Here is a 25,166-nt window from a genome sequence, read left to right as displayed (position 1 = left end):
CTCCAATGCCGCTTCGTCTCAAAGTCAACGATATCGCCTTCTTCGAACGGCCGCTGGTGTTCGCCCGGCCGTTCCGTTTCGGCGCGGTGACGATCACCGCGTCGACGCAGCTGTTCGTGCGGGTCGAGATCGAGGTGGAGGGCAAGGGCCGGGCGACCGGTGCCAGTGCCGAAATGCTGGCGCCGAAATGGTTCGACAAGCGGCTGCATCTGACGGAAGCGCAGTCGCTTGACGGCCTTCGCCGCTCGCTTGCGATTGCCCGCGAGCTCTATCTGGCGAACCGGAGTTTCGAGACCGCGTTCGGCTTGCACGCCTTGTGTATCGGCCCGCAGGTTGCGGCCTGCGCTGCAGAAGATATTCCACCGCTCGCCGCCGCCTTTGGCCCGGCCGAGATCGACAAGGCGATCCTCGATGCGCTGCTGCGTGTCGCAGGCGCGAATTTCTTTGATGGCATGACCGGCAATATCGCCGAAATCGACGCGCGACTGACGCCGGATATCGACGACGCGGCTATCGCGCAATTCCTCTCGACCCGCAAGCGGCTCGATCGCGTCGCCGTCAGGCATACGGTCGGGATGGACGATAAGGTTGAGGGCGAGGGCGGTGTCGCCGACGCAGGCGAGAATGCCGGTGCGCGCTATTTCAAGCTCAAGCTGAACGGCGATCCTGCCCATGACGCGGCGCGGCTGGCGCGGATCGGCAGCGAGCTCGCAAGGCTGCCTTACGCCACCAAGGTCACGCTCGACGCCAACGAGCAGTATGCCGACCTTGCCGCACTGAACGCGCTGGTCCACCGCCTCGACCATGACGCGGCGCTTAAGCCGATCGCGGCAAACCTGCTCTATATCGAGCAGCCGATGCCGCGCGATATCACGAAAGCTTCGCCGCTCGGGGGACTGGCCGCGCGCAGCTTCATTATCGACGAGGCCGACGATTGCTACGATGCATTCCCGCAGGCGCGGGCGCTCGGCTATCGCGGCATCTCCTCGAAATCGTGCAAGGGCATCTACAAGTCGATCATCAATGCGACGCGTGCGGCAACATGGAGCGCGGATGGCCGGTATTTCATCAGCGGCGAGGACCTGACCTGTCAGGCCGGGCTCGGCGTGCAGCAGGATCTCGCGCTCGGGGCCCTGATCGGCGTCACCCATGCCGAACGCAACGGACATCATTATGTCGACGGCTTTGCCGACACCCCGGCCGACGAGGCCGACGCCTTTCTCACCGCGCATCCCGATCTCTACACGCGCGCCGGCGGCAAGGTCCGCCTCGCGATCCATGACGGCGATCTCCTGACGGGGTCGATCGCCGCCGCGCCGGGCTTTGCCAGTTCGATCCATCCGGACTGGTCCACCATGCAGCCGCTCAAGCGGCCCACACCAAGCGCTTCGCAGGAGCAGACAGCATGACGACCAAACGCCTCGGCCTGATCATGAACGGCATTACGGGCCGGATGGGTCTCAACCAGCATCTGATCCGCTCGATCGTTGCGATCCGCGAGCAGGGCGGCGTGCAGCTCGCGAACGGCGACCGCATCATGCCCGATCCGATCCTGGTCGGCCGCGATGCCGAGAAGGTCGCTGCGTTGGCAAAACGCTTCAACGTCGAGCGCCACACCACCGATCTCGATCGCGCGCTGGCCGACAAGGGCGACACTCTGTTCTTCGACGCGGCCACGACCCAGGCGCGGCCCTCGCTGCTGACCAAGGCGATCAACGCCGGCAAGCATGTCTATTGCGAGAAGCCGATCGCGACCAATCTCGAGGAAGCCGTTGCAGTCGTGAAGCTTGCCAATGCCAAGGGGCTCAAGCACGGCACGGTGCAGGACAAGCTGTTCCTGCCGGGCCTGAAGAAGCTCGCCTTCCTGCGCGATTCCGGCTTCTTCGGCCGCATGCTCTCGGTGCGCGGCGAATTCGGCTATTGGGTATTCGAAGGCGGCTGGCAGGACGCACAGCGGCCGTCCTGGAACTACCGCGCCGAGGATGGCGGCGGCATCATCCTGGATATGGTCTGCCACTGGCGCTACGTGCTCGACAATTTGTTCGGCGAGGTCGAGAGCGTGGTCTGCATCGGGACGACAGATATCCCCGAGCGCTATGACGAGAAGGGCAAGCAGTACCAGGCGACCGCCGACGATTCCGCCTATGCGACCTTCAAGCTGAAGGGCGGCGTGATCGCCCATATCAACATGAGCTGGGTGACGCGGGTCTACCGCGACGACCTCGTCACCTTCCAGGTCGACGGCACCCATGGCTCGGCGGTGGCGGGCCTGACCGACTGCATGATCCAGGCGCGCCAGGCGACGCCGCGGCCGGTGTGGAATCCGGACGAGAAGCGCATGCACGATTTCTACGCCGACTGGCAGAAGCTCCCCGAGAACGTCGTCTACGACAACGGCTTCAAGGAGCAGTGGGAGATGTTCATCCGCCATGTCTGCGAGGACGCGCCCTACAAATACACCCTGCTCGAAGGCGCCAAGGGCGTGCAACTCGCCGAATGCGCGCTGAAGAGCTGGAAGGAGCGGCGCTGGATCGACGTCGCCCCGATCGTGGTCTGAGAAAGGGCTTTGTCATGAACAAACCGATCCTGCCGATATCGTCGCTATCGCTGAAGCTGCCGACCGCCGATGGCGGCCTCGAAACCTATCGCCTGGCGGCGTCGCGGACCTTTCCGGCGAAGCTCACGGGCGCGCTCAATCGTGTCGCGTTCTCGGCCGCCCATGTGGTGGCGGATCCGCGCGCCGACGCCGATCCCTGGCTGACGGCCGCGATCGACTGGGACAAGACGATCGCGTTCCGCGAACACGTCTGGGACCTCGGCCTTGGCGTTGCCGAGGCGATGGACACCGCACAGCGTGGCATGGGGCTGGACTGGGCGACCTCGCTCGAATTGATCCAGCGCTCGGTGAGAGCGGCGAAGGCAAAGGGCAATGCGCTGGTGTTCTCGGGCGCCGGCACCGACCATCTCGCGGTGGAGGACGCCAGGTCGATCGACGATGTGATCCGTGCCTATGAGGAGCAGATCGCAGCGGTCGAGAAAGCCGGTGGACGCATCATCCTGATGGCCTCGCGCGCGCTGGCAAAGCTCGGCAGGAATGCGGACGATTACGCGAAGGTCTACGACCGCGTGCTGTCGCAGGTCCGCGAGCCCGTCATCATCCACTGGCTCGGCGACATGTTCGATCCGGCTCTGTCTGGCTACTGGGGCACGGCCGACCTCGACAAGGCGATGGACATTGCGGTTGCGGTCATCAACGCCAATGCGGCCAAGGTCGATGGCGTCAAGGTCTCGCTGCTCGACAAGCAGCGCGAGATCGACATGCGGCGGCGGCTCGATCCGCGTGTCAAGATGTACACCGGCGACGACTTCAACTATGCGGAGCTGATCGCCGGCGACGACCGGGGCTTCTCCCACGCGCTGCTCGGCATCTTCGACGCCATTGCGCCGGCGGCGTCCTACGCGCTGTCGCGGCTGGCTGCGGGCGATGAGGCCGGCTTCCACGACGTGCTGGGCCCGACGGTGCCGCTGTCGCGCCACATCTTCAAGGCGCCGACCCGCTTCTACAAGACCGGCATCGTGTTCATGGCCTATCTCAACGGGCACCAGGATCACTTCACGATGGTCGGCGGACAGGAGAGCGCGCGCTCGACCCTGCATCTGGCCGAGCTGTTCCGGCTCGCCGACCAAGCCGGGCTGTTCGCCAATCCGGAGCTCGCGACGCGCCGAATGGCGGCGATCATGGCCACCCGCGGTATCGACGCCTGATGCGCGATTTTTCCAACGACCATCGCTGGCTGTCGCTGAACACGGCGACGGTCCGCAAGCAGGGCGATCTCATCGCCATCATCGAGGCCTGCGCCCGCCATGGCATCCGCGCCATCGATCCCTGGCGCGACCAGGTCGCTAGCGTCGGCCTCGACCGCGCCGTGCGTGCAGTGAAAGATGCCGGCCTCGATCTCTCAGGCTATTGCCGCGGCGGCATGTTCACCGCGGACAGCGCGCATCGCAGCGAGGCGCGCGACGACAATCGCCGCTCGGTCGACGAGGCGGCGGCGCTCGGCGCTCCCTGCATCGTGCTCGTGGCTGGCGGCCTGCCGCAATATTCGCGGCCGGGCAGCACGGCGTCCAAGGATATCGCGGCGGCGCGCAACCAGGTGCATGACGGCATCGCCGAGATGCTGGACTATGCAAAACAGGCAAAACTGCCGCTCGCGATCGAGCCGCTGCATCCGGCCTATGCCGCCGACCGTGCCTGCGTGAACACCACGAAACACGCGCTCGACATCTGCGACGCGCTCGATCCCGGCCGCACCGGCGCGATCGGCGTCGCGCTCGACGTCTATCACATCTGGTGGGATCCCGAACTCAAGAGCCAGATCGCGCGCGCCGGCAAGGATCGGCTGCTCGCGTTCCACGTCTGCGACTGGCTGGTGCCGACCAAGGACATCCTCAATGACCGTGGCATGATGGGCGATGGGGTCATCGACATCAAATCCGTGCGCGCGATGGTCGAGGCGCAGGGCTTTGCCGGCTATTCGGAGATCGAGATCTTCTCGAATGACTGGTGGAGCCGGCCGCTGGACGAGGTGCTGCGCACTTGCATCGAGCGGCACCGCTCGGTGGTCTGACCCAATCACCGGTTCGGTGGACAAGGCGAAGCGTGCCCGTTATTCCGGGGGTTGTGGGTGTGAACGGGCACTGGGGGCCGTTGAACTCCGCGGTCCGACCTTCGGAGCACGACATGCGCTTGAGCGATTGCCACAATTTCCATGACTTCCGCGAACTGGCGAGGCGGCGGCTTCCGGGGCCGATCTTTGACTATATCGACGGCGGGGCGGACGATGAGGCGACGCTTCGGCAGAACACCGCGAGCTTCGAGCGCTGCGACCTGGTGCCCAATGTCTTGCGCGGCGTCGAGAACGTGGATCTCTCGGTCACCGTGATGGGACAGAAGCTGGCAACGCCATTCTATTGTTCGCCGACCGCGCTGCAGCGTCTGTTTCATCATCAGGGTGAGCGGGCCGTCGCCGCGGCGGCGGCGAAATACGGAACGATGTTCGGCGTATCCTCGCTTGGCACGGTGAGCCTCGAGGAATTGCGCAAGGCGTACGACACGCCGCAGGTCTATCAGTTCTATTTCCATCGGGATCGAGGCCTGAACACGGCGATGATGCAGCGCGCCAAGCAGGCCGGCGTCAATGTGATGATGCTGACCGTCGACAGCATCACCGGCGGCAACCGCGAGCGTGACCTGCGGACCGGGTTTTCGATTCCGTTCAGGCTCACGCTTGGCGGCATGCTGCAATTCGCCATCAAGCCGGCATGGGCCATCAACTATGTCACGCATGAGAGCTTCAAGCTGCCGCAACTCGACGAGCATGTCGACATGAGCGGCGGTGCGATGTCGATCGGGCGCTATTTCACGGAAATGCTCGATCCCGCGATGACGTGGGACGATGTCGCGCAAATGGTCCGGCAGTGGAATGGCCAGTTCTGCCTGAAGGGCGTCATGTCGGTCGATGATGCCAAACGCGCGGTCGAGATCGGCTGCACCGGCATCATCCTGTCCAATCACGGTGGCCGGCAGCTCGACGGCTCGCGGGCAGCGTTCGATCAGCTGGCCGAGATCGTCGATGCCGTGGGCGACCGGATCGATGTGATGATGGACGGCGGCATCAAGCGGGGCAGCCATGTGCTGAAGGCGCTGTCGCTGGGCGCCAAGGCCGTCGGCCTGGGGCGCTTCTATCTCTATCCGCTGGCGTCGGCCGGCCAGGCCGGGGTCGAGCGGGCGCTTGGTCTGCTGCAGGCGGAGCTGGTGCGGGACATGCGGCTGATGGGGTGTTCCTCGATCAATCAGCTCTCCCGCGCAAACCTGCGGTTCAGATAGCCGCCCGGCCGTTCAAATAGGCGCGCGGGCCGGGTAAAGGGATGCCATGCACCAAATTTGGTCGATCCTGTCATCGCCGCTGCGCTCTAGGAATCCTGATCGCTGTGCGTGATCTCCAGCGTCACGAGTCGCGCCAGCAGCGTTGCGGGATAGAGCTGGCCGAAGATCGCCTCGAGATTGCATAGGCTGCGTGCGATCGGATGCAGCGGAGCGACGTCGCCATAGCCCGTGGTCGTCAGCGTCATGAAGCTGAAATAGATCAGCTCGTTCGCCAGCGCGGGGCTGTCCTCCATCTTCATCCCGGAAAAGGCCTTCGGCAGCAGCGTGCCGATGAAGGTGTAGAGCGCCGAGAAGATCACGGCAACGGAGAGATAGAGCAAGACGGCGCCGACCACGCGGTGATAGGTCACGCGGCCTGGCGCAAATGTCGCACGAGCCACCGTCACGGCCAGGGTGATGCCGACGATCAGCCACGAGCCCGCGAACAGATTGAGGTCGAGGATCGAGGGCGAGCGCAGCCGCAAGATGCCGCCCGTGACGATCATGGCGAGTGCAACCAGCATCGCGGTGACCGCAATTGCGCTGCCCGACATCAGGAATACGCCGCCGACCAGGAACAGCGCTAGAAACAGCTCGAAAATCTGGAATTCGAACAGGCCGAGCGCCTGCAGGGGCGCCACCACGAACATCATCACAAGGATCAGGATGGTGAGCACGGTCAGCAAGGAATCGCCCCAGCGTTCGCGTAGCTCGCCAGTCCTCATCCAACCGCGCTTCATTCCCGCCCCGTTATTCGGCATCGCATCAGCATGCTGGTGCCAGACATTGCTGCGCGGCGGCCGCAAAGGCAAGATGGGGACCGACATCCGGCGCGCCCGGCGATCCAGATCGCCGGCCGGCCGTCTCAGGGGCTTGCGACCTGCTGCAGCGTGTTGAAGCGGGCTTTCTGCTCGCTGCTCAGCATGGCGTAGAACTTGTCCAGTGCAGGCTCGATCAAATTCGCGGCCTTCTGCATGGCCTCGAGCCGGTGCTGCATCGCCTCCAGCCGGCCGACTGGCGTCAGCGGCACGTCGTTCGGGCAGGCTGCCTGCAGGTCCGCTATGGCCTTTTTGGTCGCATCGCTCAGGCGGTCGAGCACTTCCTTCTGCTTGCCCGCCGGATGAAGCGAGGCCTCGATCCTGTTGATCGGCAGCTGGGCCAGGTCGGATTTCGAATCGCTGCAATTCCCGGATTGCGCGGTCGTTTGCTGTTGCGGCGAACGCTCGCCGACATGTGGACCGAGCGCATTGAAGCGGGCCTGTTGCTCGTCGCTGAGCGAGCTGTAGAAATTCTCCAGGGCCGGCCGCACGATCTTGATCGCCTCGAGCGTCGCGCTGATGCGGTTTTGCATCGACCGCAAGCGGCCGGTTGGCGTCATGGCATAGCTGTCCGCGCAGGAATCCTTGAAGATATCAGCTGCCTTCGCCGCTGATGTCTTCAACTCGTCGAGTAGCACGCGCTGCTGCTGGTTCGGCCGTACCGCCCGCGTGATGTCGGCAAGTGGCCAGGCCGTGACGCCCTTGTCCGGCTCTCCGCATAACTGCTTGATTGCCTGCGGACTCGTATCGGTGCGTTGACGGGACTGATCGCGGCCTGCGGTCGCCGGATAGTCGCCAGGGTTGATGCTGGCATAGGCGGAGTAGGGACTGTTGGTGTCCCAGAACACGGTGTCCACGAAGTCGTCATAGGCGTAGGCCCAATAGCCGGGCTCGTAGGCATAGGACCAGAACGTATAGTCAAAGATGTCCGAATAGGCGTAAGGCAGGAACACCGGGCCAAGCCACGCCACGAACGCCGCGCGGTGGCCGCGTCGCCAGGCATTCCGGGGCGCCCAGCCGCCTTGGCGCATCGCAAGCGCCGCCTGGCTTTGCGCACCGGCCTGGTCGCGGAAGTGTGCGGCAAATCGTTCGCGCTGGGCCGCCTGCGTCGCGGCCGTGGTCGCGGCGGCCGCCCCAACCGTTATTGCGGCGGCCCCAACCGTTGTTGCCGGCGCCAATCGCTGCTGACGGGCAAGGTCGGCTTGCTGTGAGCGCTGCTCGCGCTGCAACAGGCGGCTCTGCGCCTGCAGCGCGCGGTCATGGACGCGTTGCGCGCGTGCGCCTTCGACCTTTTGCGACTGCAGTTGCTGCACGCGTTGCTGCAGGCGATCGATCCGGGTCTGCCGCTCAGTGGTCTGGCGCGAGAGCGCGTCACGCTGCCGCTGCTGCGCCGCCTGCTGGCGTTGCTGGATCAATTGTTGATGCTGCTGCGCGCGCTGCTGAACTCGCTCCGTCGGTGACGGTCGCTCGCTCAAGCGCGATGGTGAGCTCAGGCGCGATGGCGCGGCAATATGCGGAGCCTGACGCTGCGGTGTTCCTCGATGGAATTGGGGGCGCGGCGTTGCGACCCGCGGTGCGGCGATATGGGGGGCCTGGCGCACAGATGGGGCGGCGAAATGCGGTGCCGGGCGCGGCGCCATCGCCGGTCGCTGCGGGGCATGGAACGCGGGTGCTGCCGGCCGTGCCATCGCGGGTGGCCGAGCCATTGCAGGCGGTCTCGCCATTGCGGGCGGGGCGGCGTGGACCATCGGCGCGGGACGCGCCATTGCTGGTGGCGCGGCTGGACGTGCGCCGCCGGGCGCTCCACCCTTATGTGGCTGGGCGGCAGCGCCGCTCGCCGCCAGCATCGAGGCACCAACCAAAAGCACAGCAAAACAAATACCGCGGGGAGGCGTGAGCATGGCTCTCTGTCCATCCCTGCCCACAAGGATTCAACGCGCAGGCGTCGAAATTGTTCTTGTTGGCCACGGCCGGCGCTGCGGTCTTCCGACGCAGGGAACCGTCAGGAGACATCCTGTGTGAGGACAGACGCGATCCGCTCCAACGCCCAGTCGACCTGATCGGCCGTGATCACCAGCGGCGGGGCGATGCGAATGGTGTGCTCATGGGTGTCCTTGGCGAGGATGCCACGCGCCTGCAGCGCCGAGCAGTAGCGGCGGGCACCGCCGGCTTCCGGGTGTAATTCGATCGCCAGCATCAGCCCGCGCCCGCGCACCTCGCGGATCACGTTGGCGCGGATGTCCTGCAATCCGGCGAGAAAGCGCGCGCCCTGTTGCGCCGCGTTCTCGATCATCCCTTCCTCGACGAGCACGCGCAGCGCTGCGCGTGCCACCGCACATGCAAGCGGGTTGCCGCCGAAGGTCGAGCCGTGCTGGCCCGGCCGCAGCGTGCCGAGCACGGCGTTGTTGGAGAGCACCGCCGACACCGGATAGAAGCCGCCCGACAGCGCCTTGCCGAGCAGCGTCACGTCGGCCTCTATGCCCTCGTGCTGCTCGGCGAGCAGCTTGCCGGTGCGGCCGAGCCCGGTCTGGATCTCGTCGAGCACGAGCATCACGTTGCGCGTCGTGCACAGCTCGCGCACGCGGGCGAAATAGCCGGGCGGCGGAATGATGACGCCGGCCTCGCCCTGGACCGGCTCGACCAGGAAAGCCGCGGTGTTCGCCGTGATCGCCTGCTCGAGCGCCGCGGCATCGCCGAACGGGATGATTTTGAAGCCCGGCGCGAACGGGCCGAAATGGTCGCGGGATCCCGGGTCGGTCGAGAAGCCGACGATGCCGAGCGTGCGTCCGTGAAAATTATTTTCGCAGACGATGATCTCGGCCTGCCCGTCCGGCACGCCCTTGACCTCATAGGCCCATTTGCGCACCGACTTGATCGCGCTCTCCACCGCCTCGGCGCCGCTGTTCATCGGCAGCACCTTGTGCGAGCCGGTCAGCTCCGCGAGCTCGCGATAGAAGGGAGCGAGCTGGTCGTTGTGGAAGGCACGCGAGGTCAGCGTCAGCCGATGCGCCTGCTCGATCATTGCTGCCAGGATCTTTGGATGACAGTGGCCCTGGCTCACAGCCGAATAGGCGGAGAGACAGTCGAGGTACCGGTTGCCATCGGTGTCCCAGACCCAGACGCCTTCGCCGCGGGACAGCACCACCCCGATCGGCTCGTAATTGTGGGTGCCGAACTGCGCTTCGGTTGCGAGGAAATCAGTGACCGATGCATTCATCATGCGTCACTCCCGCTGCAGCGCACGAGAGATTACATCAATCCGTGCCTGCAGTTGATTTGGGTATCAGTTCCTCCACAGGGAAGTGGACTTGCCAACCAAATTCGCAGGGGACAATTCACGCGCCGCGCCGGCATGGCACGCTGAGGAAGCCGCGGAAGCGCACCCGGCCGCCGCGCACCGGCGCGCCGTCGAGTGCGTAGTTCGGGAAGCGCGCCAGGAAGCGCGAGATCGCGATGGCGCCTTCGAGGCGCGCCAGCGCCATGCCGGCGCATTGATGCGCGCCGGTCCCGAAGGCAAGGTGGCGGTTCGGCGTGCGTGCGACGTCGAAGCCTTCAGGGTTGGGGAACTGCGCGGGGTCGCGGTTGGCGGCGCCGATGCACAAAGTGACCAGCGTGCCAGGCGGCATTTTGATGCCGCCGAGCTCGGTCTCCTCCACGATCATCCGGTTGCCGAGCTGGTTCGAGCTCTCGTAGCGCAGCATCTCCTCGACCGCGGTCTTGATCAGCTCGGGCTGCGCGATCAGGCGCTCCTTTTCTTCGGGATATTGGGTGAGCGTCACCAGCCCGTTGCCGATCAGGTTGGTCGTGGTCTCGTGGCCGGCGTTGAGCAGGAAGATGCAGTTGTGCAGTAATTCCTTCGCGGTCAGCCGCTCGCCATTGTCCTCACCCTGGATCAACCGGGTCAGCACATCGCGCTCGGGATTGCCTGGTTTGGCGCGGCGCCTTTCGACCAGGGTTTCGAGATAGACGAGGAAATCCTTCACCGCATCGTTGCCGCGGTCGAATGCGTCCTTTGCGATCACGGGCTCTAGCGCGCCCAGGATCGCCAGCGACCAGTCGCGCAGCGGCTCGCGCTCGTCGTGCGGCACGTCGAGCAAATTGCCGATCACCTCGACCGGGATTGCGGAGGCGAAGTCGCCGATCAGCTCGAAGCGGTCTTTCGTGGCGATCCGGTCGAGCAGGCTGTCGACCAGCGCGATCAGGTCCGGCTCCATGCCGGCGATCGCCCGCGGCGACAAGGCGCCCATGATCAATCGCCGCACGCGGGTGTGTGCCGGCGGGTCGTTGAAGACGAGGCTGGTCGTGTGATGCTCGTAGAGCAGCGAGTTGCCGTATTTCGGCAAGAACTCCTTCTTCTTGTCGGAGGAGAACGTCTTGGTGTTCTTGTAGGCGGCGATGAGGTCGTCGTAGCGGGTGAGAAAATAGCAGCCGTTCGGCAGCCGCTTGACCGGTGCGTGCTCGCGCAGCGCGCGATAGGTCGGGTAGGGGTTCGCGTAGAAATCAGCCGTCAGCTTTTCCAGGTCGAAGCCGTCAGCCAGCTCTCGCGCGTGCCCGTTCATGGCGATCCAGCCCAATTGGTTTCATTTGCAACTATCGTAAGCCGCGGGCGGTGGCCGCGCAACAGAATTTGCGTGCCGGGAATGGCGCGGCGTGCGCCGCGCGATGCGAGCAAATCGCAGAGCCATATGCGGTTTTGCGCTTTGATGAAGCGCGCGCGCCCCTCTACAGTCGCGGCCAAACAATCAAGACCGGAAACGCCGATGCATGCCCGAGCCGACACCGTGGCCTCCTGGCCCGAGGAGATCTTTTCGATCTTGCAGCGCTTCGAGGTACGTCAGGTGCCCTACGTGCCCGACGCCGGGCATTCAGAGCTGATCGAGCGCGTGCTGGGATCGTCCTCGATGCGCGGCATTGCGCTGACCACCGAGGAGGAAGGCGTGGCGCTGCTCGCAGGCGCCTGGGCCGGCGGCCAGCGCGGCGTGCTGCTGATGCAGTCGAGCGGGGTCGGCAACTGCATCAACATGCTGTCGCTGGTGCAGATCTTCCGCTTGCCGTTCCTCACGCTGGTGACGATGCGCGGCGAATGGGGTGAGTTCAATCCCTGGCAGGTGCCGATGGGCTCGAACACGCAAGGGATTCTCGAATTGGCGGGGATCAAGGTGCTGCGCGCCTCGCGTCCGGACGAGGTGCGCGAAGTCGTCGAAGCCGGCGCGGCGCAAGCCTACAATGCCTGCACGCCAACAGCCGTGCTGCTGTCGCAGCGCCTGATCGGGGCAAAGGTCTTCACCAAATGAGCAAAGCCAATCTCCTCGACCGCCGCGCCGTGGTTTCCGAACTGCTCAGGGATCGTAAGGGCGCCTTCGCGGTCGGCGGCCTCGGCGCCTCGACCTATGACATCGCCGCGGCCGGCGACCACGACCGCAACTTCTATCTCTGGGGCGGCATGGGCGGCGCGGTGATGATCGGGCTCGGCCTCGCGCTGGCCCAGCCGACGCTGCCGGTCGTCGTAATCACCGGTGACGGCGAGATGCTGATGGGGATCGGCAGCCTCGCGACCGTCGCGCTGCAGCAGCCGAAAAACCTCTCGATCGTCGTGCTCGACAACGAGGCCTATGGCGAGACCGGCGGCCAGGCCAGCCATACCGGCGGCCCCGCCGACCTCGTGGGTGTTGCCAAAGCCTGCGGAATCGGGGATAGCCGGGCGATCAGCACGATGGCTGAGGTCGAGGCTTTTGCTTCGTCTTTGCAACATGTTACGGCGGGGCCGCGGTTCGCCAGTGCGAAGATCGACGGGGCCAATCTGGAACGCGTGCTGTCGAGCCGCGACGGCACCTACATCGTCAACCGCATCAGAGGGTCGATCGGACACACTCCGACATAAAGTGACTTTCGCGGTGCAATAGAACCTTGACTTTTGGTAAAGTGAGTGATTACTCACGACCCAAATGTCTACCTTACGCATGACGAGTGACTTGCGGCGTCAGTTGATCCTGAGCGCCGCAAAGCGGTGTTTCGCCCGCAACGGCTTTGCCGGCACCACGACAAAGAGCGTGGCGGCCGCGGCTGCCATTTCGGAAGGGCTGCTGTTCAAGCACTTCCCGTCGAAGGCGGCGCTCTACGCCGAAATCCTTGCCGAAGAGTGCGAGGCGGATCCCGATCTCGCGCATCTGCTCGGCCAGGAGCCCTCCACCGCGACGCTGATCGAACTGGTGCAGGGCATGGTCGGCCACTTCATGCAACTGCGCGACGCGCCGGACCAGGAAGAGGCGCAGCGGATGCGGCTGATGGTGACGAGCCATCTCGACGACGGCGAGTTTGCGCGCCTGCTCTACGACAAGGTCGGCAAGCTGATCGGTCCGACTTTCGCCGCCTCGCTCGAGAGCGCGATCGCCGCTGGCGAAGCGACGCGGATCGGCGACGAGCCGCTCAACCTGTTCTGGTTTGCGCACCATACCGTGCTTATGGGCGCGCTGACGCAGCTCCCTGCGACACCTTGTCTCCCCTATGGGGATGCCGCCGCGGCCGAACGGCAGCTTTGCCAGTTCATTCTTCGCGGCATCGGACTTACCGAAGCCGCAATTTCAACTCATTTGGGCCGCCAGCCGTCGCCGAGCGCAGGACCGTCGGTAACTGCAGAAAGTGCATGACATGAATATCCAGACCGAAAGCCACATCTCGGGGCAACCGCTCAAGGAAAAGCAAGCCAAGCGCCCCGTCCGCCTGGTGCGTTGGTTCATCATCGTAGGCCTGTTGCTGGCCCTGCTGGTCGGCGCGCTGGTCGGCTTCAACGCCTTCCGCAGCCACATGATCGCGCAGTTCTTCGCCAACAATAAGCCGCCGCCGTCGAACGTCTCGATCGCCGAGGCGAAGACCGAGGTGATTCCGAATCTACTGACCGCCGTCGGCGATCTCGTCGCCGTGCACCAGGTCAATGTCACGACCGACGTGCCGGGCCGCATCACCGAGATCCAGTTCACCGCCGGCAGCCATGTGAAGGCGGGCACGCCGCTGGTGCAGTTGTTCGACGCACCGGAGCAGGGCGACCTCGCCAGCTTCAAGGCGCAGGCGACCGTGGGCGAGCAGCAACTCGACCGCGCCAAGCAGCTTGCGTCGCGCCAGTTCGGGCCGCAGTCGACCGTCGATACGGCGCAGGCGACCTACGACCAGGCCAAGGCGGGCATCGCCAAGACCGAAGCGCTGATCTCGCAGAAGCTGGTGCGCGCGCCGTTCGAAGGCGATCTCGGCGTTCGCCAGGTCGAAGTCGGCCAGTATCTGACGGCCGGCACGCAGATCGTGTCGCTGACGGATTTGTCGGTGCTGTACGCTAACCTGACCGTGACCGAGAAGCAGAGCTCGCAGATCAAGGTCGGCCAGGCCGTGCGGGTCGCGGTCGACGCCTATCCGGGCCGCACCTTCGAGGGCAAGATCACCACCATCGAGCCGCAGATCGCGACCGAGACCCGCAACATCCGGGTGCAGGCGACGATCCAGAATCCGGAAAGCATCCTCAAGCCCGGCATGTTCGCGACCACCACGATCGTGTTGCCCGAGAAGCCGCCAGTCGTGACCATTCCCGAAACCGCCGTCGACTACACGCTGTACGGCGACTCGGTGTTCCTGATCACCGAGAAGAAGGGTGAGGACGGCAAGACCAGCCTGACCGCGGACCGCACCTTCGTGAAGACGGGCAACCGTGTCGAAGGCCGCGTCCAAATCCTCAAGGGCCTGAAGGCCGGGGACAGGGTCGTGGCCGTCGGCCAGATCAAGCTGCAATCGGGCATGGCTGTTGCGATCTCGAACGATCCGCAGCCGCCGGTTCCGGCCGAGCCGCCGCGCTACTAAAGCGTTTTCGAGCGAAGTGGACACCGGTTCGCGTGAAGAAAACGCGTCAAGATAAGAAGTTAGAGCTTCGGCACTCCAAGCCGAAGCTCTATTCCCGATCATAAAACCCGGAGGGCCGGTTGGCCCTCCGCCACATGTTGCCGCAACCGGCAGACAACACGAATCGAGTTGGCGATGGCCTTCACTGATATTTTCATCAAGCGCCCGGTGCTGTCGGTCGTTGTCAGCCTGCTGATCCTCTTGATCGGCTTGCGCGCGGCGATGGTGCTGCCGATCCGGCAATATCCGAACCTGTCGAACACCGTCGTGACGATCACGACGTCATATCCCGGCGCGTCGCCCGAGCTGATCAACGGCTTCATCACCACGCCGATCGAGCAGGCCGTCGCTTCGGCCGAAGGCGTCGACTACATGACGTCGAACTCGGTGCTCGGCACCTCGACGATCCAGGTCTACGTCAAGCTCAATCACGATCCGAACCAGGCACTGACCGAAGTGCTCGCCAAGGTCAATTCGGTCAAATATCTGATCCCGAAGGAAGCCTTCGATCCGGTCGTGAGCAAGGCGACCGGCGACACCATCGCCGTGATGTATCTCGGCTTCTCCAGCGAAGAGCTGACCGGATCGGCGATCTCGGACTATCTGACCCGCGTCGTGCAGCCGGTGCTCTCGACGGTCGACGGCGTCGCTTCGGCCGACATCCTGGGCGGCCAGACCTTTGCGATGCGTGTCTGGCTCGATCCGAACCGGATGGCCGGACGCGGCGTGTCGCCCAACGACGTTGCGGCTGCGATCGCGGCCAACAACTTCCAGGCGGCCGCCGGCCAGACCAAGGGCTTCTTCATCGTCTCGAACGTCTCGGCCAATACCGACCTTCAGAATATCGATCAGTTCAAGCGGATGATCGTGAAGGCGAAGGACGGCGGCTTCGTGCGCATCGAGGACATCGCGACGGTGGAGCTCGCGGCGCAGTCGACCGACGCCAGCGTCGCCTTCAACGGCGAGCATGCGATCTTCATCGGCATCAAGGCGACGCCGCAAGGCAACCCGCTGACGCTGGTGAAGGGCGTCCGCGCGCTGTTCCCCGACCTCGAGCGCAACCTGCCGCCGTCGATGAAGATGAAGGTGGCCTACGACTCCACCAAGTTCATCCAATCGTCGATCGACGAGGTCGAGAAGACGCTGACCGAAGCGGTCCTGATCGTCGTCGTCGTCATCTTCCTGTTCCTGGCGTCGCTCCGCTCGGTGATCATCCCCGTCGTCACCATTCCGCTGTCGCTGATCGGCGTCTGCATCCTGATGCTGGCCGCAGGCTTCAGCTTCAACCTGCTGACACTGCTGGCGATGGTGCTGGCGATCGGCCTCGTGGTCGACGACGCCATCGTGGTGGTGGAGAACATCCATCGACATCTCGAGGAGGGCCTGCCACCGGTGCAGGCATCGCTGAAAGGTGCGCGCGAGATCGTGGGCCCGGTCGTCTCGATGACGATCACGCTCGCGGCGGTGTACGCGCCGATCGGCTTCCTCGGCGGCGTCACCGGCACGCTGTTCCGCGAATTCGCCTTCACGCTGGCAGGTTCAGTGATCGTGTCGGGCGTGATCGCGCTGACGCTGTCGCCGATGATGTGCTCGGTGTTCCTCAAGAGCGCGGAAGAGGGGCGTTTCGCCAGGCTGGTCAATCGCGTGTTCGGCGCGTTGACGCGCGCCTATGGCCGCCAGCTCGACCGTTCGCTCGACTACCGCCCGATCACGGCGCTGTTCGCCGTGACCATCCTGGGCCTGGTCGGCTTCCTCTATATGCACATCCAGAAGGAGCTGGCGCCGCAGGAGGACCAGGGCATCGTGTTCGCGGTGACCAAGGCGCCGAAATACGCCAACATCGACTACATCGATTTCTACGGCGACAAGATGGACAAGGAGTTCCAGAAGTTCCCCGAGACCGACCTGCGGTTCATCCTGAACGGCATCACCGGTCCGCAGGGCGGCTTCGCCGGCATGCTGCTCAAGCCGTGGGATGAGCGCAAGCGCAGCGCGCAGGCGCTGCAGCCGCTGGTGCAGGCCGAGCTGTCGAAGATCGAGGGCGTCAGCGCGTTCGCGTTCAGCCTGCCGCCGCTGCCCGGCGGACCCGGCGGTCTGCCGGTCCAGATGGTGATCTCATCGACGGCCGGATTCCAGCAGGTGTTCGACCAGATGAACAAGCTGAAGGATGCCGCGCGCAAGAGCGGCCTGTTCATCGTCACCGACAGCGACCTCGACTTCAACCAGCCGGTGGTCCGGGTGAAGGTCGATCGCTCCAAGGCGAGCGACCTCGGCATCACCATGCAGTCGATCGGCGGCGCGCTGGCGACGCTGCTCGGCGGCAATTACGTCAACCGCTTCAACCTCGAGGGACGTTCCTATCAGGTGATCCCGCAGGTGCCGCGCGCTAGCCGGCTCGCGCCGGAATCGTTCGACAACTACTACGTCCCGACCGCGACCGGGCAGCTGGTGCGGCTGTCGACCGTGGTGACGGTCGAGACCGGCGTCGATCCGAACGCGCTGACCCACTACAACCAGCTCAACTCGTCGACCTTCCAGGCCGTGCCGATGCCCGGCGTTTCGATGGGGCAGGCGGTCGAGTTCCTGCAGGGTGAAGCCAAGAAGCTGCCGTCCGGCTTCAGCTACGACTTCCTGGCCGACTCCCGGCAGTACGTCCACGAAGGCAACCAGCTGCTGGTCACCTTCGCGTTCGCCATCATCATCATCTTCCTGGTGCTGGCGGCGCAGTTCGAGAGCCTGCGCGATCCGTTCGTGATCATGATCTCCGTGCCGATGGCGATCGTCGGCGCCTTGATCCCGCTGTTCTTCGGCGTCGCCACCATGAACATCTACACCCAGGTGGGCCTGCTGACGCTGGTCGGACTGATCACCAAGCACGGCATCCTGATGGTGGAGTTCGCCAACGAGCTGCAGCTCAACGAGGGACTGGACCGCCGCTCGGCGATCGAGATGGCGGCCCGGATTCGTCTGCGTCCGATCCTGATGACGACGGCGGCCATGGTCACCGGCCTGCTGCCGCTGCTCACCGCCTCGGGCGCCGGCGCCGCCAGCCGCTTCTCGATCGGGCTTGTCGTCGTCACCGGCATGACGATCGGCACGCTGTTCACGCTGTTCGTGCTGCCGATGGTCTACACGGTGATCGCGACCGACCACCAGGCCGCCGCCCGGTCCGAGCGAGCCAAGCAGATCGCCGACTACGAACTCGAAGGCCGCGGCGGCGCACTCAAACCGACCTGAGCCCTCCAAGCTCATGCTCGCAGGAAAGGCGGCACTGGCGAAAGCCACTGCCGCCTTTTCTTTGTCTCGTGATAGCCTTGTTGACCGGCAGCGCTAACCGCGACGGCGCTGCGCTCCCTCTCCCGCTTGCGGGGGAGGGCTGGGGTGGGGGCTCTCTCCACGAGTCGCATCGTTGAGAGAGCCCCCACCCGCCACGCTGCGCGTGGCGACCTCCCCCGCAAGCGGGAGAGGTGAAGCGGACAAGATCTGGAGGAAACAGGCATGGCGAGCGAATTTGCGACGGGCAATTACCGATTCATTCCGGCCGTGTTCCAATATTCAAGCGGCGCGCAGGCGAACGCCGGCTATGAGATCGAGCGGGTGCGCTTCGATCGCCTGGTGCCGCTCGCGGAAGGCTTTGCGCGCATTGCGGCTTACATCAAGGATGCCGGCCGGCCGCTGACCTCGTTCTGCGCCTGCGAACTGCGTTCGCCGGCCGCCTTCACCGAGGATGGCTTCCTCGCCTTCAACCAGCATTACGTCGAGACGCTCGCCGAATGGGGCCTGTTCGACGGCACTATCAATCCGGTGGCGCGCAGCAATGTCTGTCCCGAGATCGATCCGCCGGCCGAGCCGTCGTTTTACGCGTTCTCGTTCACGCGGCCGAGCACGAGCACGTCGCCGTCCTTCGTGATCGCGGGCGGCGCCGAAGCCCGCAGTGGCACTGCCAGCTACCCCGACCGCATCGTTTGCTACCGCGATCTCAGCCCCGGTGCGTGGCGGGAGAAGGTCCGCTTCACCGCCAGTGAGATGGAGCGCCGTCTTGCGGAGTTCAGCTTCGGCTGGCAGGAGACAACCGCGGTGCAGGCCTACACCGTGCACGACATCCATCCCGTGATCGTCGACGAGCTGGTCCGCCGCGGCGCCACGCGCTCCGGCCTGACCTGGCACTTCTGCCGCCCGCCGGTGGTCGATCTCGAATACGAGATGGATTGCCGCAGGGTGCTGCGCGAGGTGGTGATTTAGCTGAAGAGCTTTGGGTGCGCATGCTACGAGTCCCGTCATCCTGAGGAGCGCGTAGCGCGTCTCAGGGTGACGGAGAAGATTGGGCGCCCGCTGCGACGGAGGACAACATCACCGCGCCTTCGGATCGAGTGCGTCGCGCAGGCCGTCGCCGACCAGGTTGAACGACAGCACGACCAGAAAGATCGCAAGTCCCGGCCAGATCGCCATCCATGGTGCGCTGGTCAGGAAGCGTTGCGCGGCGTTGAGCATGCTGCCCCAGGACGGTGCCGGCGGCTGCTGGCCGAGGCCGAGGAAGGATAGCGCGGCCTCGGCGATGATTGCAGCCGCGATCGACAGCGTGGCCTGCACCAAGAGAGCCGGCAGGATGTTGGGCAGGATGTGGACCAGCGCGATGCGCCAGCGCGGATTGCCCATGGCGCGCGCGGCCTCGACATAGTCCTCGACCTTGACGCTCATCACCTGGCCGCGGGTCAGGCGGATGAAGATCGGGGTCGCCGAGACGCCGATCGCGATCATCGCATTGCCGAGGCTTGGCCCGAGAAAGGCGGCGAGCGCGATCGCCAGGATCAGGAACGGGCAGGCGAGCATCGCATCGGTGATGCGGCTGATCAGCGCGTCGATGAAGCCGCCGCGATAGCCGGCGAGCAGCCCGAGCGGCACGCCGATCGCCAGCGCGATGCTGACCGAGATGACGCCGGCAAGCAGCGAGGCGCGGGCGCCGAACACGACGCGGGCGAGCACGTCGCGGCCGAGCTCATCGGTGCCGAACCAGTGCTGCATCGACGGCGCCTTGCGCACCAGCGACCAGCTCGTCGCGATCGGATCGTAGGGCACGATCAGCGGCGCGAACACGGCGAGCAGGATGAAGAGCGCGATCACGGCGATCCCGAGCACGGCGCCCTTGCGCCGGATCAGCCGCCGCCCGGCACGCCGCGCCGGGCTCTCCAGCGTCTCGGCGGCGGCAAGCGAAGCTGATGTGCTGAGTACAGCGTCGGTCATCCGATCAGGCCTTCAGCCGCGGATTGACCAGGATGTAGGCGATGTCGGCGATCAGGTTGAGCGTGATATAGATCGTCGCCGTTGTCAGCACCACGCCCTGCACGACCGCGTAGTCGCGGTTGAACACGGCATCGACGATCAGCTTGCCGAAGCCCGGGATCGAGAAGATCTGCTCGGTGAGCACCGCACCCGACAGCAGCGTGCCGAGCTCGAGCGCGCCGAGCGTGATGATCGGCGTCAGCGCGTTGCGCATCGCATGCTTGAGGATCACGGTGCGCTCGGACAGTCCCTTGGCGCGCGCGGTGCGGACGTAGTCGCTCTCCAGCACCTGCAGCATCGCGCTTCGCGTATGCCGCATCAGGACCGCGGCGATCGCATTGCCGAGCACGAAGGCCGGCATGACGGATGCGGCGAGGCTCGCGCGCCAGTTTTCGCTGAGCGGCACGTAGCCGGAGGCCGGCAGCCAGCCAAGTTCGACGGAGAACAGGAAGATCAGCATGATGCCGAGCCAGAAATTCGGCGTCGAGATGCCCCACAGCGCGAACAGATTGGCGCCGTAATCCCAAGCGGTGCCTTTCTTCACCGCCGAGATGATGCCGGCAGGAATGCCGATCAGGAAGGCGACCACGATCGCCATGCCGGCGATTTGCATCGTAACCGGCAGCTTCTGCGCGATCAGGCTCGACACCGGCATCTTGTTGCGCAGAGACTCGCCGAGGTCGCCCATGAGCACGCCCTTGACCCAATAGGCATATTGCACCGGGATCGATCGATCCAGGTGGTATTGCTGGCGGATCTGTTCGATGACGGCCGGATCGCGCTCCTCGCCGGCCATCACGAGTGCCGGATCACCGGGCAGCAGGTGTTGCAGCGAGAAGATCAGGAGCGAGACGAAGAACAGCGTCGGGACCAGCTGAACCAGCCGCTTGGCGAGGAAGTTCAGCATCGTCGGCCCCGCGTGCCCTGCGCTGTGTCGATCATTTCAATTTCAGCCCGACCACGCGCACCAATCCATCCGGCATCTGCCGGTAACCCTCGACCTTGGTGGTGTGCGCGATCAGGAGTGTGCGGTGATAGATGTAGATGATAGGCTCGTCGTTGAGCACGATCTTGGTCATCTTCTCGTAGATCGCCTTGCGCTGGGTTGGATCGTTGATCAGCCGCGCATCTTCCATCAGCTTGTCAGCTTCCGCGTTGGAATAGCCGCCGTCGTTCTGCGGCGCCTTGGTGTGCAGGAAGACATAGGAATTGCCGTCAGGATCGATCCGGCCGCTCCAGTTGATCTGAAACACCTGAAATTCGCCGGCTTGGGCCTGCTTGAAGGTCGTCGCAAATTCGACCACGCGGATCTTGATGTCGAAGCCCGCTTCGGCCGCCATCGACTGCACGACCTGGGCCACGGCTTCGTTCTCGGCCCCTTTGGGGACCATGTAATCGATGGCGACGGGCAGCGTGACACCGGCCTCCTTCAGCAGCGCCTTGGCCTTGCCAATGTCGCGTCCCCGAACCGGAAAGGCCTTCTGATAGTAAGGATGTACCGGGCTGACCCATTGATTGCCGGGCGTGAATTCGCCGTTGAAGACGACCTGGTTGAGCGCCTCGCGGTCAATCGACAGGTCGAGCGCCTGGCGCACCTTTTCCGACTGGCTGAGCGGCCCCTTGCTCTTGTCGTTGCCGATGTTGATGGTGAGGCCGAGATAGCCGAGTTCGGGCGCGGTCGACAGCACAAGCCGCTTGTCGGCGCGGACGTCCTTGATGTCGGTGGCGAGCACGCGCTCGATCAGATCGAGCCCGCCGGATTTCAGATTGGCGAGCCGCACTGTGGCATCGACGATGGGAAGGAACACGATGCGATCGATGAAGACGTTGTCCTTGTTCCAGTAATCCCCGAATTTCTCGAATACCATGCGGTCCTGCTGCACGCGTTCGACGAACTTGTAGGGACCGGCGCAGACCGGATGCAGGCCGAATTTGTCGCCCGCTTCCTTCACCGCCTTCGGCGAGACCATCATGCCGGCGCGGTCGGTCAACTGGGCGATCAGCGGCGAGTAGGGCGTCTTGAGCACCAGTTTGATGGTCAGGGGATCGACGACGTCGACATGGTCGAGCGCGGCCAGTTCCGGTTTGCGAAACGAGGTCGGCAGGGTCAGATGGCGCTCCAGCGAGAACTTGGCGGCTTCGGCGTCGAACGGCTCACCGTCGTGGAACTTGACGCCCGGCCTGAGCTTGATCGTCATCTCCTTGCCGTCGGCCGAGTTCTCGTAGGACAGCGCGAGCTGCGGAACGATGTTCAGCTTCTCGTCGATGTCGAACAGCTTGTCGCAGAACGCCGAAAACACGATCCGGCCGACATAGGTGCGTCCGATTGAAGGATCGAGGATGTCGGGGTCCTCGGCGAGCCCGATGCGAAGCGTCGTCTCGGCACGTGCGCTCGTTCCGCACCAGGTCACGAGGGCCGCCATCAGGACCGCCAAGCGCCAAAATCTCATCGCCAACCCCTTAATCCCCTGCGCATTTGTTCCTTACGAAATAACCCCGGGCCGCCCCGAGGCTTCCGCCGCATTGAACGCCGCCACCAGCTTTTCCAGTGTCGGCGAGAACCCGCCATCGGACGGCACGATCGCCTCCGCGCCGGGCAGCTCGCCCGTCCGGTGACAGGCCGTTGCATATCCGGTGCCATCTTCGCGCAACTGCGGCACTTCGCTGCGGCAGCGCGCGATCACATAGGGGCAGCGGGTATGGAAGCGGCAGCCGGAGGGCGGATTGAGCGCGCTCGGCAGCTCGCCCTCCAGCACGATGCGGCTGCGCCTGGCGCGCGGCTTCGGCACCGGGATCGCCGACAACAGCGCGCGGCTGTAGGGATGGCGCGGGGCGGCGAACAGCGCTTGCGCCTCCGCGGTCTCGACGATGGTGCCGAGATTCATCACGGCGACGCGGTCGGCGATGTGCTTCACCACGGCGAGATCGTGTGAGACGAAGATGTAGGCGAGCTTCAGGCGATCCTGCAGGTCGCGAAGCAGATTCAGGATCTGCGAGCGGATCGAGACGTCGAGCGCCGACACCGGCTCGTCGCAGATGATCAGCTTCGGCTCGACCGCGAGCGCACGGGCAATCGCGATGCGCTGGCGCTGGCCGCCGGAGAATTCGTGGGGATAGCGGCGCGCAAAGCGCGGCTCGAGCCCGACCAGACGCAACAGCTCATCGACCCGCTCGCGGCGGCCCGCCGCCGGGACGAGGTGGTGCAGCGCCAGCGGCTCGGTCAGGATCTGGCTCACCGTCATGCGCGGGTTGAGCGAAGCGTAGGGGTCCTGGAAGATCAGCTGCGCGTCGCGGCGGAACGCGCGCAATTGATCGGCGTTGAGCGCGCCGAGGTCACGGCCTTCGAAGGTGACGCGGCCAGCGTCCGGCTCGATCAGCCGCAGCACCAAGCGGCTGACGGTTGATTTGCCGCAGCCGGATTCGCCGACCAGCGCCAGCGTCTTGCCGGCCTCGACCGTGAAGCTGACGCCGTCGACCGCCTTCACGTAAGCGGTCGGCCGTCCGAACACCGAGCGTTCGGCGACGAAATGCTTCACCAGCCCTTCGACCTCGAGCAGCGCCGTCATGATACCAGCCGCTCCAAGGGCGCGCGGATGCAGCGTGAGGCATGGGTCGCGCTCAGCAGCGCGAGCGGTGGCGGCGACCGGGTGCAGGCATCTTCCACGAACGGGCAGCGAGCGGCGAAGCGGCAGCCCGCCGGCGGATTCGCCATGTTCGGGACCATGCCTTCGATGGTGGCGAGATGGCTGGTGCGGCGGTCGAGCCGCGGGATCGAGCCGAGCAGGCCGACCGTGTAGGGATGCTGCGGATTGGCAAACAGCTCGTCGACCGGGGCACGCTCGACGATCTCACCCGCATACATCACCGCGACCTCGTCGCAGACCTCGGCGACGACGCCGAGATCGTGGGTGATCAGGATGATCGCAGCCCCGCTCGCGGCCTTCAGCTCGCGCATCAGATCGAGGATCTGCGCCTGCAGCGTGACGTCGAGCGCGGTGGTCGGCTCGTCGGCGATCAAGAGCTGCGGATCGCAGGCGAGCGCCATTGCGATCATCACGCGCTGGCGCATGCCGCCGGAGAGCTTGTGCGGATATTCGTCGATGCGCTTCTCGGGCGAGGGAATATGGACGCGGCGCAGCAGCTCGATGGTGCGCTCGCGCGCCGCACGCCGTGAACCGCCACGGTGGCGCAGAATGGTCTCGGCGATCTGGTCGCCGATGGTGAAGCTCGGGTTGAGCGAGGTCATCGGCTCCTGGAAGATCATCGCGAGGCGATTGCCGCGCAGGTCGCGCAGCGTCGCGTCCGGCACGTCGAGCAGGTCGAAGCCGTCGAAGCGGATCGCGCCGGAGACCGCGGCCGACTGCTTCGGCAGCAGCCCCATGATCGCGAGCGAGGTGACGCTCTTGCCGCAGCCGGACTCGCCGACCAGGCCGAGCGTGGCGCCGTTGGCGACGGAAAGGTCGACGCTGTCGACGGCATGCGTGATGCGGCCGTCGTCACCCTGGAAGGTGACGCGCAGGCCCTCGATCTCGATCAGCGGACCGGCGGTCATTCGCGGCTCTTGGATGCGGCTGCGATACCGGCCTCGATCCTGGCGCGGTCGCTGGTTCCGGCCGGATTGTCGCGGGTCGGCATGAAAGTCCGGAACGGCACCCAGTGTTCGCGGCTGACCGCTTCGAGCCGTTCCAGCTCGCGCAAGGGATCGGCGTGATCGTCGACCCGCAGGTCGAGCAACGGCCATTGCTCGGTTCCGTGGATCAGAACGGCCGCCGATTGCTTGCCGCGCTTGTCACCGCCGGCCGCTTCACCGGCGAACATTGCCTTGATCAGCCGCTCCGCGAACGGGAGCTTCTCGTTCGCGGCATAGACGCGCGCGGTCTCGTCGAGCACGGCGGGCCCGGCCAGCATGTTGCCGGCGATCGAGAACCCGTCGCCGGCGATATGGCCGAACCAGTCGATGCAATCCTTGCCCGAGTGGGCGGCGATCCGGCCCTTGCTGTCCATGACATGCACCTGCCGGCTCTCGCGGCCGCCGTCAGGCGCGAGCAGCGCTGCGATCGTCTCATGCGGGCTCTTGCCGTCGCGCAGCAGCGCGAGGCCGTCGATGCCGTAATAGGGATTGACCAGCGCCTGCGTCGCGATGGCGCCGATGTCAGGTGCAATGTGCGGCACCAGGGCGCCGACCGCGAAGAACCGCGTCGCGACGGCGATGCCGAGCTGGCCGGTGGCGCTGTCGCGGGCGATGATCGACCAGGTCATCC

The 25,166-nt window shown here is 65.1% G+C and carries 22 protein-coding genes; 12 read left to right on the top strand and 10 right to left on the bottom strand.

Annotated elements, in window-relative coordinates; translation table 11 throughout:
• Nucleotides 1-5 precede the first annotated feature (5 nt).
• The 5 genes from AAFG07_RS29390 (at nucleotide 6) to AAFG07_RS29370 (ending at nucleotide 5,887) form a co-directional block, all read left to right on the top strand.
• The gene (locus AAFG07_RS29390) at nucleotides 6-1,409 is read left to right on the top strand and encodes a hypothetical protein (RefSeq protein WP_342723262.1); all 1,404 of its coding nucleotides are present in this window, start codon (nucleotides 6-8) and stop codon (nucleotides 1,407-1,409) included.
• Nucleotides 1,406-2,557, top strand: coding sequence for a Gfo/Idh/MocA family oxidoreductase (locus AAFG07_RS29385; protein WP_342723261.1), 1,152 nt, complete (start codon nucleotides 1,406-1,408; stop codon nucleotides 2,555-2,557). The genes AAFG07_RS29390 and AAFG07_RS29385 overlap by 4 nt, the downstream gene beginning before the upstream one ends.
• Nucleotides 2,558-2,571: 14 nt before the next feature.
• The gene (locus AAFG07_RS29380; RefSeq protein WP_342723260.1) at nucleotides 2,572-3,765 is read left to right on the top strand and encodes a dihydrodipicolinate synthase family protein; all 1,194 of its coding nucleotides are present in this window, start codon (nucleotides 2,572-2,574) and stop codon (nucleotides 3,763-3,765) included.
• Nucleotides 3,765-4,628, top strand: coding sequence for a sugar phosphate isomerase/epimerase family protein (locus tag AAFG07_RS29375; protein ID WP_342723259.1), 864 nt, complete (start codon nucleotides 3,765-3,767; stop codon nucleotides 4,626-4,628). Before AAFG07_RS29380 ends, AAFG07_RS29375 begins: the two co-directional genes overlap by 1 nt.
• A gap of 113 nt (nucleotides 4,629-4,741) precedes the next feature.
• Entirely contained in the window at nucleotides 4,742-5,887 is a 1,146-nt protein-coding gene (locus AAFG07_RS29370; RefSeq protein ID WP_342723258.1) for an alpha-hydroxy acid oxidase, read from the top strand.
• Nucleotides 5,888-5,973: 86 nt separating this feature from the next.
• Here AAFG07_RS29370 and AAFG07_RS29365 read toward each other — a convergent pair whose 3' ends face one another.
• Complete coding sequence (locus AAFG07_RS29365) at nucleotides 5,974-6,651, bottom strand: potassium channel family protein (RefSeq protein WP_249131235.1); 678 nt, start codon at nucleotides 6,649-6,651, stop codon at nucleotides 5,974-5,976.
• Between the two features lie 140 nt (nucleotides 6,652-6,791).
• A complete protein-coding gene (locus AAFG07_RS29360; protein ID WP_342723257.1) occupies nucleotides 6,792-8,057 on the bottom strand; it encodes a Spy/CpxP family protein refolding chaperone in 1,266 nt (421 codons plus the stop codon).
• Between AAFG07_RS29360 and AAFG07_RS29355 the strand changes: the two genes are divergently transcribed.
• Nucleotides 8,049-8,204 carry a hypothetical protein gene (locus AAFG07_RS29355; protein WP_342723256.1) on the top strand — a complete coding sequence of 52 codons (156 nt, stop codon included), beginning with the start codon at nucleotides 8,049-8,051 and terminating at the stop codon, nucleotides 8,202-8,204. The two genes, AAFG07_RS29360 and AAFG07_RS29355, sit on opposite strands and share 9 nt — an antisense overlap.
• A 542-nt stretch (nucleotides 8,205-8,746) precedes the next feature.
• Here the strand turns inward: AAFG07_RS29355 and rocD are convergent.
• Both rocD and AAFG07_RS29345 read right to left on the bottom strand, forming a co-directional pair.
• Nucleotides 8,747-9,961: an ornithine--oxo-acid transaminase gene (rocD, locus tag AAFG07_RS29350; protein WP_342729272.1), complete on the bottom strand. Its 1,215-nt coding sequence runs from the start codon at nucleotides 9,959-9,961 to the stop codon at nucleotides 8,747-8,749.
• 118 nt (nucleotides 9,962-10,079) lie between these two features.
• Nucleotides 10,080-11,303 carry a cytochrome P450 gene (locus AAFG07_RS29345; protein ID WP_342723255.1) on the bottom strand — a complete coding sequence of 408 codons (1,224 nt, stop codon included), beginning with the start codon at nucleotides 11,301-11,303 and terminating at the stop codon, nucleotides 10,080-10,082.
• Nucleotides 11,304-11,504: 201 nt separating this feature from the next.
• Here AAFG07_RS29345 and AAFG07_RS29340 point away from each other — a divergent pair, with 201 nt between their 5' ends.
• The 6 genes from AAFG07_RS29340 (at nucleotide 11,505) to AAFG07_RS29315 (ending at nucleotide 18,867) form a co-directional block, all read left to right on the top strand.
• Nucleotides 11,505-12,038, top strand: coding sequence for a phosphonopyruvate decarboxylase (locus tag AAFG07_RS29340; RefSeq protein WP_342723254.1), 534 nt, complete (start codon nucleotides 11,505-11,507; stop codon nucleotides 12,036-12,038).
• Nucleotides 12,035-12,625: a thiamine pyrophosphate-dependent enzyme gene (locus AAFG07_RS29335; RefSeq protein WP_342723253.1), complete on the top strand. Its 591-nt coding sequence runs from the start codon at nucleotides 12,035-12,037 to the stop codon at nucleotides 12,623-12,625. Before AAFG07_RS29340 ends, AAFG07_RS29335 begins: the two co-directional genes overlap by 4 nt.
• Before the next feature lie 64 nt (nucleotides 12,626-12,689).
• Nucleotides 12,690-13,391, top strand: a complete 702-nt coding sequence (locus AAFG07_RS29330; RefSeq protein ID WP_092124985.1) for a TetR/AcrR family transcriptional regulator — start codon at nucleotides 12,690-12,692, stop codon at nucleotides 13,389-13,391.
• A 1-nt stretch (nucleotide 13,392) separates the two neighbouring features.
• Complete coding sequence (locus AAFG07_RS29325; protein WP_092124986.1) at nucleotides 13,393-14,586, top strand: efflux RND transporter periplasmic adaptor subunit; 1,194 nt, start codon at nucleotides 13,393-13,395, stop codon at nucleotides 14,584-14,586.
• Between the two features lie 174 nt (nucleotides 14,587-14,760).
• Entirely contained in the window at nucleotides 14,761-17,862 is a 3,102-nt protein-coding gene (locus AAFG07_RS29320; protein ID WP_342723252.1) for a multidrug efflux RND transporter permease subunit, read from the top strand.
• Nucleotides 17,863-18,123: 261 nt separating this feature from the next.
• A complete protein-coding gene (locus AAFG07_RS29315) occupies nucleotides 18,124-18,867 on the top strand; it encodes a hypothetical protein (protein ID WP_342723251.1) in 744 nt (247 codons plus the stop codon).
• Between the two features lie 108 nt (nucleotides 18,868-18,975).
• Here the strand turns inward: AAFG07_RS29315 and AAFG07_RS29310 are convergent, their stop codons facing one another.
• Genes AAFG07_RS29310 through AAFG07_RS29285 form a run of 6 tightly spaced genes read right to left on the bottom strand, consistent with a single transcriptional unit; the run spans nucleotide 18,976 to nucleotide 25,164 of the window.
• Nucleotides 18,976-19,866, bottom strand: coding sequence for an ABC transporter permease (locus tag AAFG07_RS29310; protein WP_342723250.1), 891 nt, complete (start codon nucleotides 19,864-19,866; stop codon nucleotides 18,976-18,978).
• Between the two features lie 4 nt (nucleotides 19,867-19,870).
• On the bottom strand, nucleotides 19,871-20,812 hold the full coding sequence (locus AAFG07_RS29305; RefSeq protein ID WP_342723249.1) for an ABC transporter permease: 942 nt from the start codon (nucleotides 20,810-20,812) through the stop codon (nucleotides 19,871-19,873).
• 31 nt (nucleotides 20,813-20,843) lie between these two features.
• A complete protein-coding gene (locus tag AAFG07_RS29300; RefSeq protein ID WP_342723248.1) occupies nucleotides 20,844-22,355 on the bottom strand; it encodes an ABC transporter substrate-binding protein in 1,512 nt (503 codons plus the stop codon).
• A 33-nt stretch (nucleotides 22,356-22,388) separates the two neighbouring features.
• Entirely contained in the window at nucleotides 22,389-23,471 is a 1,083-nt protein-coding gene (locus AAFG07_RS29295) for a dipeptide ABC transporter ATP-binding protein (protein WP_342723247.1), read from the bottom strand.
• On the bottom strand, nucleotides 23,468-24,457 hold the full coding sequence (locus AAFG07_RS29290) for an ABC transporter ATP-binding protein (protein WP_342723246.1): 990 nt from the start codon (nucleotides 24,455-24,457) through the stop codon (nucleotides 23,468-23,470). The genes AAFG07_RS29295 and AAFG07_RS29290 overlap by 4 nt, the downstream gene beginning before the upstream one ends.
• Nucleotides 24,454-25,164, bottom strand: coding sequence for a DUF1028 domain-containing protein (locus AAFG07_RS29285; protein ID WP_342723245.1), 711 nt, complete (start codon nucleotides 25,162-25,164; stop codon nucleotides 24,454-24,456). The genes AAFG07_RS29290 and AAFG07_RS29285 overlap by 4 nt, the downstream gene beginning before the upstream one ends.
• Nucleotides 25,165-25,166 lie beyond the last annotated feature (2 nt).

Origin of the sequence: Bradyrhizobium sp. B097 (assembly GCF_038957035.1) — a bacterium.
Taxonomy (GTDB): Bacteria; Pseudomonadota; Alphaproteobacteria; order Rhizobiales; family Xanthobacteraceae; genus Bradyrhizobium.
The sequence above is the reverse complement of the archived record's forward strand: the minus strand, read 5'-3'. Positions and strand labels throughout refer to the sequence as shown.

Excerpts from the sequence above, each read along its gene's own strand:
- AAFG07_RS29390 (WP_342723262.1), top strand. The coding sequence starts at position 6 with ATGCCGCTTCGTCTCAAAGTCAACGATATCGCCTTCTTCGAACGGCCG.
- AAFG07_RS29385 (WP_342723261.1), top strand. The coding sequence starts at position 1,406 with ATGACGACCAAACGCCTCGGCCTGATCATGAACGGCATTACGGGCCGG.
- AAFG07_RS29380 (WP_342723260.1), top strand. The coding sequence starts at position 2,572 with ATGAACAAACCGATCCTGCCGATATCGTCGCTATCGCTGAAGCTGCCG.
- AAFG07_RS29375 (WP_342723259.1), top strand. The coding sequence starts at position 3,765 with ATGCGCGATTTTTCCAACGACCATCGCTGGCTGTCGCTGAACACGGCG.
- AAFG07_RS29370 (WP_342723258.1), top strand. The coding sequence starts at position 4,742 with ATGCGCTTGAGCGATTGCCACAATTTCCATGACTTCCGCGAACTGGCG.
- AAFG07_RS29365 (WP_249131235.1), bottom strand. The coding sequence starts at position 6,651 with ATGAGGACTGGCGAGCTACGCGAACGCTGGGGCGATTCCTTGCTGACC.
- rocD (WP_342729272.1), bottom strand. The coding sequence starts at position 9,961 with ATGAATGCATCGGTCACTGATTTCCTCGCAACCGAAGCGCAGTTCGGC.
- AAFG07_RS29345 (WP_342723255.1), bottom strand. The coding sequence starts at position 11,303 with ATGAACGGGCACGCGCGAGAGCTGGCTGACGGCTTCGACCTGGAAAAG.
- AAFG07_RS29340 (WP_342723254.1), top strand. The coding sequence starts at position 11,505 with ATGCATGCCCGAGCCGACACCGTGGCCTCCTGGCCCGAGGAGATCTTT.
- AAFG07_RS29335 (WP_342723253.1), top strand. The coding sequence starts at position 12,035 with ATGAGCAAAGCCAATCTCCTCGACCGCCGCGCCGTGGTTTCCGAACTG.
- AAFG07_RS29330 (WP_092124985.1), top strand. The coding sequence starts at position 12,690 with ATGTCTACCTTACGCATGACGAGTGACTTGCGGCGTCAGTTGATCCTG.
- AAFG07_RS29325 (WP_092124986.1), top strand. The coding sequence starts at position 13,393 with ATGAATATCCAGACCGAAAGCCACATCTCGGGGCAACCGCTCAAGGAA.
- AAFG07_RS29320 (WP_342723252.1), top strand. The coding sequence starts at position 14,761 with ATGGCCTTCACTGATATTTTCATCAAGCGCCCGGTGCTGTCGGTCGTT.
- AAFG07_RS29315 (WP_342723251.1), top strand. The coding sequence starts at position 18,124 with ATGGCGAGCGAATTTGCGACGGGCAATTACCGATTCATTCCGGCCGTG.
- AAFG07_RS29310 (WP_342723250.1), bottom strand. The coding sequence starts at position 19,866 with ATGACCGACGCTGTACTCAGCACATCAGCTTCGCTTGCCGCCGCCGAG.
- AAFG07_RS29305 (WP_342723249.1), bottom strand. The coding sequence starts at position 20,812 with ATGCTGAACTTCCTCGCCAAGCGGCTGGTTCAGCTGGTCCCGACGCTG.
- AAFG07_RS29300 (WP_342723248.1), bottom strand. The coding sequence starts at position 22,355 with ATGAGATTTTGGCGCTTGGCGGTCCTGATGGCGGCCCTCGTGACCTGG.
- AAFG07_RS29295 (WP_342723247.1), bottom strand. The coding sequence starts at position 23,471 with ATGACGGCGCTGCTCGAGGTCGAAGGGCTGGTGAAGCATTTCGTCGCC.
- AAFG07_RS29290 (WP_342723246.1), bottom strand. The coding sequence starts at position 24,457 with ATGACCGCCGGTCCGCTGATCGAGATCGAGGGCCTGCGCGTCACCTTC.
- AAFG07_RS29285 (WP_342723245.1), bottom strand. The coding sequence starts at position 25,164 with ATGACCTGGTCGATCATCGCCCGCGACAGCGCCACCGGCCAGCTCGGC.